The following is a 9527-nucleotide window of genomic DNA, read 5'->3' as shown; positions in this document are numbered from 1 at the left end:
ACCCTCGCCGGCACCGACTTCCAGACCTCACATAGCCTATACTGGGTGCTTTGCGTTACCGAAGAGCATGTCGTCGGCCTAGCTGTATGCCATTTCAGTGTATCTTTTTACTGTCATTATTGTCACCTCATTTAGTGCATGTGGAAGTGTTCCTTCAGCTGCTTCAAGCTCTTTCCTGCAAGGATCATATCTGCCATCTGTGGGGCATTTGCGGCTTCCTCACCATAGACACCAAGCTCATATGTGACTACGAAGTCCTGGTTCACAGCTCCGCCACCACACTGGAATGGTACCTTTATGCCAGCTTCAAGGAGCCTGTCGTTTACTTCCTTAAAGGCATACATTGTTGTTGTCATGAGTGCTGTACCTGTGAGCATCATTGGCTTCTCTTTCTTGACAGCTGCAATGACCTCATCTACTGGGACATCACGGCCAAGGTCTACTACTGCATAGCCTGCTGCTCTTAACAGGGCTGCAACAATAGTCTTACCGATGTCGTGAACGTCACCCTCTGCAACGTGGCAGACGATCGTACCCTTTGGAGTTGGGGCTGAACCGGATTTCTCCTTACAGTATTCGATACCTGCAAGCATTGCGTCTGCAGACATCATGACGTTTGGCAGGAAAATGACACCCTGGTCATACAGGTCAGTGACGATCTTCATGCCTGGCATCAGTACATCGTCAATCATTTTGATTGGGTTTGCACCGGCAGCCACTGCTTTCTTGAGGCCTTCGACGACATCGTCCTCTTCACCCTCGAAGATTGCCTTGGATATTGACTTTGCTGGCTCAGCTTTTGGATATTTCTCAGCGGCCATGTCCTCAGGTGTCTGTGCTTTCTCCTTCTGCACATTGTACCTAATTAGTATTTTACTGGGGTCTAAATCCATTTATTTACCTCCTTATTGTTTCATGTTGCACGCATAAATGCACTGCAACTTAAACATGTGGCAGTCAGATAACAGGCAGATGAAGTTGTAATGAGATCTCTCCCCTTACACCTAACACCTTCTACCTGTTCTCCTTTCTTTCCACACAAGCAAGTACAATTACTGCACATATAAGTATTGCGGTTAAAGCCTCTTTTGCAGCCACATTTTAATCGATTATACCGGATAATTTTAATAAAAATCTATTTTTTAAAATGTAGTAATACTTTAGCATTGCTTAATGAAAATAAGAGTTAAAGAAACGCTGAAACACATTTTACTGCACCTAATACACTAGATTCTGATTTAAAGCCGATAATAGAACTTTTAGTAAATAAAAAGCTTTGAAACCCTCTATTTGAATAGTAATAGAAATATCCCAGTAAACAGATATATCGCATATAAACTGGCTCAGATTTATTTATATACCAAATTATCAACAGCATGCTTAGACACAAAACTTGTTTTGTTTTTTAAGAAAAAAAAGAGAGTATTGTTAAATCTAATTTAGTTTGTTAAAAACCGCTTTACCAAAAGAAATATATAGGACATTTTACTGGCAGAGAGTTTTTTGATAAAAAAAGGACCCATCCAATAGAGCAAAACGTATAAATACATGCACAATTCCGCTTAGTCTTAAAAAGAATTAAAGAAGTAGAGATAGATGATCTTTGCAGCGGTCTGAGAACATTATAAGCGCAAAGAAATGTTATGTTCATGCTTTCCGCTCTTTTTATGGACATCTATACCTTTTAATGCAAATGCTTCGACAACACTGGAATCAACTATATCTATCAAAGCCATTTTATCAATATTGGAAACTGCAGACAATATCTTGAACCTGGGCACCTCGGTCTTTGAACTTATAAGTTCCATGATCGGTTCCTCGTAATAGGCCGTAATGTTCATTTTCACGGTCTCGCTACCATTTTCAAGGAACATCTTAATGTGACCCACAAACTCAGGACTGTGTTCCAGAACCCTGGATTTGATCAATCCCATTGTTTCCAGTACAACTGTCTTGGCAACATCCGGAAGTATATTCCCGCCATCCACAATGAACTCTGTTGCATAACTGCTGATCCCTGAAGCTTCTATGGAATCCATGCTCTCATCAACTGACTGTTCCCCTTCCAATGCTTGTAGTTCCGGGCTAACGGTTCTAAGCTCACCTGTAATCTTTCCAGCTGTATCTTCTTCTAAGATCAGTCTGATAAAATTGTACCAATGTTCATCCTGCAGCTTTGTAGAAAGCTGGATAACACTTGCCTTTGGATTAAGCTGCTGCACCGAGGCTTCTACAATAGGTATCTGACGTGGTTCCATAAGGTCGATCTTATTGATCCCCAAAACCTCTGCATCAATGATCTGCCTCATAGAGAAATGTTTTACCTCCTTCATGAGCTGCTTGAACCTGCTTCCATCTATGAGTGTGACCAACGGTGCAACCACCGTTCCTCTCAGGTCCATCAGATTTATCTCATTTTTGATCACCTGGGGAAAAGCTATACCAGTTGGTTCAATTAGCAAAATATCCGGCTGAAAATCCTTCATGAGCAGAGAGATAGTGATCTTCATGTTCACCTTAAGACTGCAACAGATGCATCCACTGGTAAGTTCAGTGGTATCCAACCCGTATTTTGAAATAACATCTCCATCGATCCCGATCTCACCGATCTCGTTTACGATGATAGCGACCTTTTTACCCTGCGCGCTGAGTTCTGTACCAAGTCTTATGATTGTAGAGGTCTTACCACTGCCCAGAAATCCACCTATAACTATTACTCTCATTGGAATACCTTCCATAAAAAAGAAAAAAGGAGAATCATATCTCCATTACCTTCAGGTTCTTCCACTGGAATTGGTCAGGCGGGCATGCCCTGATGCACCTCTTGCAATTTGAGCCATCACAAAGGTCAGACCTTATCATCACAACTCCTTCATCGTCTATGGAAATAGCATCTGTCGGGCAGACCTTTATACATTTCTTGCACTCCGGGCAGTCCACTTTCATTGTGAGATAAGTGCCCACCTGTTCCAGCACTTCAAGACCCTCCTCTCCCAGCACAGGTATATCCCTCTGCACACGCCTGTCCACTTTGACCGTCTTTGAAGCCTCTTCTATGATAGGCAAGCCTTTTTTCTTGAGTATCTTCTGAAGCATCTTGAAAGGCATGCCTTCGGTCCAGTAGGATATTTCCTGGATATATGCGTCCTTGAATGCCGGGTCTGTTGCGAACATCACATGATTGCTCAGGATCTTCCTTGCGATGTCCTGCAGTTCCCAGAGCCTCTCTTCTGAAAGCAGTATCTCTCTGGCAACAGAAAGTGAAGTGTTACCAATTTGTATCACTTCGTCCACATTAAAGGGCACCATGCCTACATGATGAGCCTTGACAGCATCCATATATGTTCCTGCGGCACCGGACATGTATGCTTTGCGTATATCGCTTACTTCGATACCTGCAGCCTTACAGAGAGCAAGGTGGCCAGCACGAAGAGCACCCATGGCAAGTCCTGCTTCGCTCACATCCTGCTCAAAGAACTTTACCTTGTCCTGCAAATGCAGGATATGGTCGGGAGTATTGATCTTGGGCAGTTGTATTACCCCGTTCTTCATACCAGCATCAACGACCGCTATAACACCAGTTCCTGTTATACCCTTGGCTTTAAGCGGATGATCTTCAACAACCTCGCCATTCTTTGGGTCTACGAGTTTTGCTTTTGTAGTGTTCATTTCTTCGTCAAGCACATAGTTCCTTAGATTACCATTCTCGAACTCCACATCAGATATCACAAAGGGAGAAGCAAGCTTGCCATGCGCTATCTGCTGACCTTCAAGCGCAGGGCCTGCTGCAGCAGAACCAGTGTAGATGGTACCATTAACGATCAGAGCCATCTCGGCATTAGTTCCATAGTCAGTAGCGATGGCAATATCAGTGGTTTCCAGGAAACCGGATTTAATGATCAGAGCGAGAGCATCCGCACCTATTTCATGCTTTATGGCCGGAGGAATCCTCAAAGTTGCATTCGGATAGACCTCAAGACCAGGTATATCACTGCAATTTAAGATAGCTGCATCTCTTTTTTGCTCTTTGATGTTCAGTTTTTCCTTTTTCCTTTCACCGGCGTATGCAAGGTCATCAATGGGTATACCCTGGAAAATAGACAACTGAATAGGATTACCGCAAATAGCCAACCGTTCGAGTTCTTCAGGTTTGATCCCAAGCTGCTCTATGACCTTCCTTACGGCATTCACATGAAGCCCGTGCGCAAGATCCTGTCCATAGTTAATGGCAAAATCCAGATGGTCCATGATGTTTGCGCCTGGCAGAGGATTTCTCAGCGTAATAACTGTCTTTTTTATTTCCCCTGAATCAAGATCGACCTTCTGTGCACGGATCCCGCTGGTTCCTATATCTACTGCAACACCTAGTCTCATTTTTACTCCTCTGGATATGTGTTCTTAATAAATTATGTATCTTCTCGTAGAGAACTATATATTCTTTTACATCACATCCTAGAAAAAACATGCGGGTTTGTTTTCTCTGCCGAAGAAAAAGTTAATATATTAAGACTACTGCCATATCCTGTCAGTAACTGCATACTTTAATATAGTATGAACGTCAAGCCTGCTGGATTCCGGGAAACTAAAAAACTTAGCTTTTTTCAATTAGTTTGGATCCCTTATCAGTGAGCACATATTGCACGGTTCCAAAACCAGTGGGACATGCATTGCATGAAGAGCATGAACCACATTCCTGAGAAATGGCATTATCTGCCTTTCTGATATAGCCCATCTGTTCCACTGTCCTGATCCTGTCTTTTAACTGTTGTCCTGACATACCCATGATACCAGCAGTTTCGTTCAGTGACATCCTTTCAACAAACATATGCCTTAATAACTCAGAGATCATGTAAATTACCTAGTTTACTTGTTCATGGCCCTGAATTCTTTTCTCCATATAAGGTATCCGCATAATGGCAGTATCCCGAGATATATTCCAGGCCTAAGATCATATAAAAGATCCCAGCCGTTAGTTTCCGGACCATTCAACAAAAATGAATCCATCCAATTACCGGCCATCACAAGCACGTAAACTGTTGCAAATAGTAGTGAGATCAGTATGCCTACATATATATAAGCAATGCCTTCGTTCAATCCGCTTCTTAGTTCCATCAGACCATAAATGAAGATACTGCCAATAAGCACCAGTATCAAACTACCTATCAGATCCGAAGGTGCAAAGAGTATCCCAATAAGACCATTTTCAGAGGATATCACCGGAAACAGATCCAACATAGTGGATAAACTGAAAACGAACTGGACACTTCCTGCCAGCAGATACAGGAAGCCGGCAAGGAATGCGAAAAACATCTTTTCTTTTGATCGGCCCGAATATTGTTCCATAGACATCCCTCAATTAAGCAGCTTTCCTCCCTGGAAAACTATAAAGGCCAACAGCCAGGCAACGGCTAACCCATAAGCTACGGAAAAAGCAGTCCATTTCCATGAACCAGTTTCTTTTTTTATGATCCCTACCACTGCTATGCAGGGCATATACAGCAGACTGAAAACCATCAGGCTCAGTGCTGTGATACCATACATGTTCGGATCAGCAAGCAAGCTGTCCGTCAGGGCAAACTGGTCATCACCAACCCCATATAGAACCCCAAGAGATGCAACAACTATCTCCTTGGCCACGAAGCCGAATAACAGGGACACAGAGATCTTCCAGTCAAAGCCAAGAGGACCAAGAAGAGGCTGAATGGCATGCCCTATAATGCCTATAAAACTGTCCTCGCTGCCATATTCAACTCCCCATGGCAAGGCAGCCAGCAGCCATATAACTACAGAACCCCCCAGGATTATAGTTCCGGCTTTTCTAATGTACATCGAACCGTTGTCCCACATATGACGTATACTGCTCTTTAAAGTTGGGACCCTGTATGGCGGAAGCTCCAGGATGAATGGGGCCGGATGACCTTTAAGAGTGGTAGTGCGCAATAGCTTTGCAGAGGCTACAGCTACAAGAATCCCCAACAGATATATGCAAAAGATAACAGTTCCGGCATTTTTACTGAAAAAAGTACCTGCAAACAGTATATAGATAGGCAACCTTGCCCCGCAGGAAATAAAAGGGACCACCATGATGGTAGCCATACGGTCCATTCTGTCCTCTATGCTACGAGTTGCCATAATAGCAGGTACGTTGCATCCAAACCCAAGTAGCATGGGGATAAAGGACTTGCCCTGCAATCCGATCTTGTACATGACCCTGTCCACAATAAAAGCTGCTCTGGCCAGATAGCCGCTATCCTCAAGCATAGAAAGCAGGAAGAAAAGGATGAAGATGTTGGGTATGAACGAGAACACTGATCCTACACCTCCAATAATACCTTCTCCCACCAACGATGCAAGCCAATCCGGATGAATGTGAACTGCTGCCACTTCCCCTAACCATATAAAGATCATTTCAATAATGGTCATAAAGGGATTGGCAAAACTGAAAGTAAGCTCAAAGGCACCCCACATAAGAGCCAGGAATATAGGAATACCCAGATACTTATTGGTCATGACACGGTCGATCATATCCGAAGTGGTCATACGCGTCATACAGCGTTCGCACATCTGAGGGAACATGGCACTTATGATCTCATACCTTTTATCTGCCATCAGAGCTTCATATCCTTCAATGTCCAGGCTTGCAAGGATGCTTTTAATCTCTGGGGCTATACTACTTCCGGCGATCTTACGAAGGATGTTCTCATCTCCATCCAAGAGCCTTACAGCCAGCCACCTCAGAGGATACCTTGAGGCAAGTTCCTTGTCCTGAGAAAGCACCTTCTCTATCTCTATTATCCTGGATTCGATCTCATCGCCATAACCTATTTCCCGAGCATGATGGTTTTCCTTTTGCTTTTCAGCTATCACCGTGTCCAAAAGTTCAGATATACCTACGTCATCGCTTGCGATGGTACGGACTACCGGCATAGCAAGGATCTTCTCCATTTTCTCTACATGCAACTTGTCCCCTCTTTCTTCTGCGAGATCATACATATTGAGGGCGATGATCATCTTTGAACCAAGTTCCATGAGCTGCGTGGTCAGATACAGATTTCTTTCGATATTGGTAGCATCCACTATCTGGACCACTACATCGGGCTTTTCATCAACAATGAAGTCCCTGGCTACAACCTCATCCAGAGAATAAGCAGTAAGGCTGTAAGTTCCGGGAAGGTCAATGACCTCGATTTCATATCCTTTGTAGATCTTAAGACCGCTTTTCTTTTCAACTGTCACACCCGGCCAGTTTCCCACATGCTGCCTGGAACCGGTAATCACATTGAAAAGTGTGGTCTTGCCCACATTAGGATTACCTGTAAGAGCTACTCTTATCCTGTTATCTGCCATTGTTTCCCCACCATAGATCGATAGAAACACACGGAAAGGCACTATTTGGCCTCATATAAAATATCCTGCTGTCCGATATTATGCAATGGTCTCTACCACAATGTTCGCAGCTTCTTGCTTTCTCATGGACAGACTGTAACCTTTGATACGGAACTCGATGGGATCACCCAAAGGTGCAGTCCTCACCACTTCTATTTCCGAACCCGGGACCATTCCCATGTCCATAAGCTTCCTTCTTACCGTACCTTTGGCAAGAACTTTGATTATTCTTGCCTTTTCCCCTGGTCGAAGATCATTAAGTGTACTTTCCACCATTATATGTCCCTTTTTTACAAAACTGCTATTTTTGAGCATTAAACAGGATTTTAGATATATAGCAATTTCGGATTAGCTAATTTGTTTAAGTACACAAAAATCATTATAAATAAAGCAGATATCTATAGAAGGCAAGAACAGAGAGTAGTCCTTAACATCTCATTTCTGGCTTGCCTTGTGATCTTTTCCATGAACCGGACACTCGCCCCTGGAAGAAAGTGTGCAATCTATATTTTCACCGGTCTCATAGAAGTATTTAAAATGATCAAGGCATAAAGGCAATTCCTGATTGAAGTTCATATATTCCACGAACTTTGTGAGTCTGTCGAAGGTTTGAGGAGTAAGTATGTGCTCTATCCTGCATGCGTCATGGTTGGCTATTTCTTCATCAAGGCCGATGATCAGCAGGAAATCCCGGATAGTGCTATGTTTTTCCATTGTTTTCTTTGCTATCCTTTCTCCTTCAGCGGTGAGTGTGACACCACCATACTTCTCATAATTGATGTACCCCATTTTAGTGAGCTTCTTGAACATACCAGTGACACTGGGAGAACTGAGATCCAGTTCTCTGGATACATCTTTTACCTGAGCATAACCTTTCTTTTCGATTATTTTCTCAATTGTCTTCAAATAGTCTTCAGTTCTTTCAGTGGTTTCAGTGGTCATGTGGCATACCTTGCCTAGATAAGCTAATAACGTTTGGAATGAGAGTTACATTACTATTTAAGTGTAGCGATTTGTTTATATACTGACCAGAAAGGAGAATATATTTACTGGAAACAGATTTATGGTGCACTCTTCCCAAAAGCATTTATTAAAACTCACTGGAACCGAAACCGAGGATCATCCGTTCAGATACTTTTCAAGCCTGTCCATACCTTCTGCGATATTTTCGATACTATTAGCATACGAAAATCGTAGATAACCTTCAGCCCCTTCACCAAAATCAATGCCTGGAGTCACAGCAACTCCTGCTTCTTCCAGGATCCTCCAGCTAAGTTCCAGTGAACTTGCCCCATACTGCCTCGCATCTGCCAGTATATAATAAGCACCCATAGGCTCTGCTCTTACATTCAGTCCTATTTTTCTTATCCTCTCGAGCATGTAGCGCCTGCGTTTGTCATAGGTTCTGACCATCTCAAGAACCTGCTCCTGAGGACCGTTGAGCGCAGCCACACCTGCATGCTGAACAAAAGAGTTGGTAGATATGAAGAAGTTCTGCTGTATCTTCTGCAATGTGCGTACATACTGTTTGGGGGATATCAAATACCCTAATCGCCAGCCAGTCATTGCATACAGTTTTGAAAAACCGTTGAGAACAAAAGCATTATCGGTATATTCAAGTATAGTGTGATCCTCACCCTCATAGACCAGTCCCTGGTAGATCTCATCAGATATAATGGGCACATCCCCGGCAATCACTGCAAGCTCCATAAGCTGCTTTGCAGTCATCACCTGCCCCGTAGGATTGCAGGGAGAATTTACAAGTATGGCTTTTGTTTTGGAATTTATGGCCTTGCAGACTTCAGATGGCTCCAGGATGAATCCGCCTTCTTCTTTAGTATAGATGAAACGAGGGCTGGCCTGCATCGCCCTGACAAAGTTAGGATAACACGCATAATGCGGGTTCGACATGATTACCTCGTCCCCCTGCTCTAACAGAGCTATGAAGAGCAACAACAGACCTGGACTTGTTCCCGAGGTCACAATGATCTGTCCGGGATCAATGTCCAGCTCGAATTTCCTGTTATAATTGTCAGCTATAGCCTTGCGCAGTTGAGGGATACCCTGGCTGTGAGTATATTTAGTTTCACCTGCGCACATAGCTTCAGAAGCCGCCTCACATATATGTGGCGCTGTGGTAA

Annotated in this window: 9 protein-coding genes; all 9 read right to left on the bottom strand. The window is 43.4% G+C overall.

Translation table 11 applies throughout. The features are described 5' to 3' along the window. Positions 1-131 precede the first annotated feature (131 nt). Positions 132-893 carry a methanol--corrinoid protein MtaC gene (gene mtaC, locus AB7U21_RS07865; protein WP_428388129.1) on the bottom strand — a complete coding sequence of 254 codons (762 nt, stop codon included), beginning with the start codon at positions 891-893 and terminating at the stop codon, positions 132-134. A 729-nt stretch (positions 894-1622) separates the two neighbouring features. Beyond that, entirely contained in the window at positions 1623-2723 is a 1101-nt protein-coding gene (locus AB7U21_RS07860) for a GTP-binding protein (protein WP_333787453.1), read from the bottom strand. 34 nt (positions 2724-2757) lie between these two features. Further along, positions 2758-4374 (bottom strand): methylamine methyltransferase corrinoid protein reductive activase, encoded by a 1617-nt coding sequence (locus AB7U21_RS07855; protein ID WP_333787452.1) that lies wholly within the window; start codon positions 4372-4374, stop codon positions 2758-2760. 217 nt (positions 4375-4591) lie between these two features. Beyond that, complete coding sequence (locus AB7U21_RS07850) at positions 4592-4825, bottom strand: hypothetical protein (RefSeq protein ID WP_428388126.1); 234 nt, start codon at positions 4823-4825, stop codon at positions 4592-4594. 38 nt (positions 4826-4863) lie between these two features. Next, entirely contained in the window at positions 4864-5343 is a 480-nt protein-coding gene (locus AB7U21_RS07845) for a hypothetical protein (protein WP_333787450.1), read from the bottom strand. A gap of 9 nt (positions 5344-5352) precedes the next feature. Further along, complete coding sequence (gene feoB / locus AB7U21_RS07840; protein ID WP_428388124.1) at positions 5353-7347, bottom strand: ferrous iron transport protein B; 1995 nt, start codon at positions 7345-7347, stop codon at positions 5353-5355. Between the two features lie 78 nt (positions 7348-7425). Further along, on the bottom strand, positions 7426-7662 hold the full coding sequence (locus AB7U21_RS07835; protein ID WP_333787448.1) for a ferrous iron transport protein A: 237 nt from the start codon (positions 7660-7662) through the stop codon (positions 7426-7428). Positions 7663-7821: 159 nt separating this feature from the next. Further along, positions 7822-8328: a metal-dependent transcriptional regulator gene (locus AB7U21_RS07830; RefSeq protein ID WP_428388122.1), complete on the bottom strand. Its 507-nt coding sequence runs from the start codon at positions 8326-8328 to the stop codon at positions 7822-7824. A 177-nt stretch (positions 8329-8505) separates the two neighbouring features. After that, on the bottom strand, positions 8506-9527 hold a 1022-nt coding region (locus AB7U21_RS07825), incomplete at its 5' end, for a pyridoxal phosphate-dependent aminotransferase (RefSeq protein ID WP_428388120.1).

The sequence above is a fragment of the Methanomethylovorans sp. genome (assembly GCF_050177135.1).
Taxonomy (GTDB): Archaea; Halobacteriota; Methanosarcinia; order Methanosarcinales; family Methanosarcinaceae; genus Methanomethylovorans.
The sequence above is the reverse complement of the archived record's forward strand: the minus strand, read 5'-3'. Positions and strand labels throughout refer to the sequence as shown.

What these genes read in the sequence shown, in the direction of transcription:
- mtaC (WP_428388129.1), bottom strand. Translation starts at nt 893, where the DNA reads ATGGATTTAGACCCCAGTAAAATACTAATTAGGTACAATGTGCAGAAG.
- AB7U21_RS07860 (WP_333787453.1), bottom strand. Translation starts at nt 2,723, where the DNA reads ATGAGAGTAATAGTTATAGGTGGATTTCTGGGCAGTGGTAAGACCTCT.
- AB7U21_RS07855 (WP_333787452.1), bottom strand. Translation starts at nt 4,374, where the DNA reads ATGAGACTAGGTGTTGCAGTAGATATAGGAACCAGCGGGATCCGTGCA.
- AB7U21_RS07850 (WP_428388126.1), bottom strand. Translation starts at nt 4,825, where the DNA reads ATGTTTGTTGAAAGGATGTCACTGAACGAAACTGCTGGTATCATGGGT.
- AB7U21_RS07845 (WP_333787450.1), bottom strand. Translation starts at nt 5,343, where the DNA reads ATGGAACAATATTCGGGCCGATCAAAAGAAAAGATGTTTTTCGCATTC.
- feoB (WP_428388124.1), bottom strand. Translation starts at nt 7,347, where the DNA reads ATGGCAGATAACAGGATAAGAGTAGCTCTTACAGGTAATCCTAATGTG.
- AB7U21_RS07835 (WP_333787448.1), bottom strand. Translation starts at nt 7,662, where the DNA reads ATGGTGGAAAGTACACTTAATGATCTTCGACCAGGGGAAAAGGCAAGA.
- AB7U21_RS07830 (WP_428388122.1), bottom strand. Translation starts at nt 8,328, where the DNA reads ATGACCACTGAAACCACTGAAAGAACTGAAGACTATTTGAAGACAATT.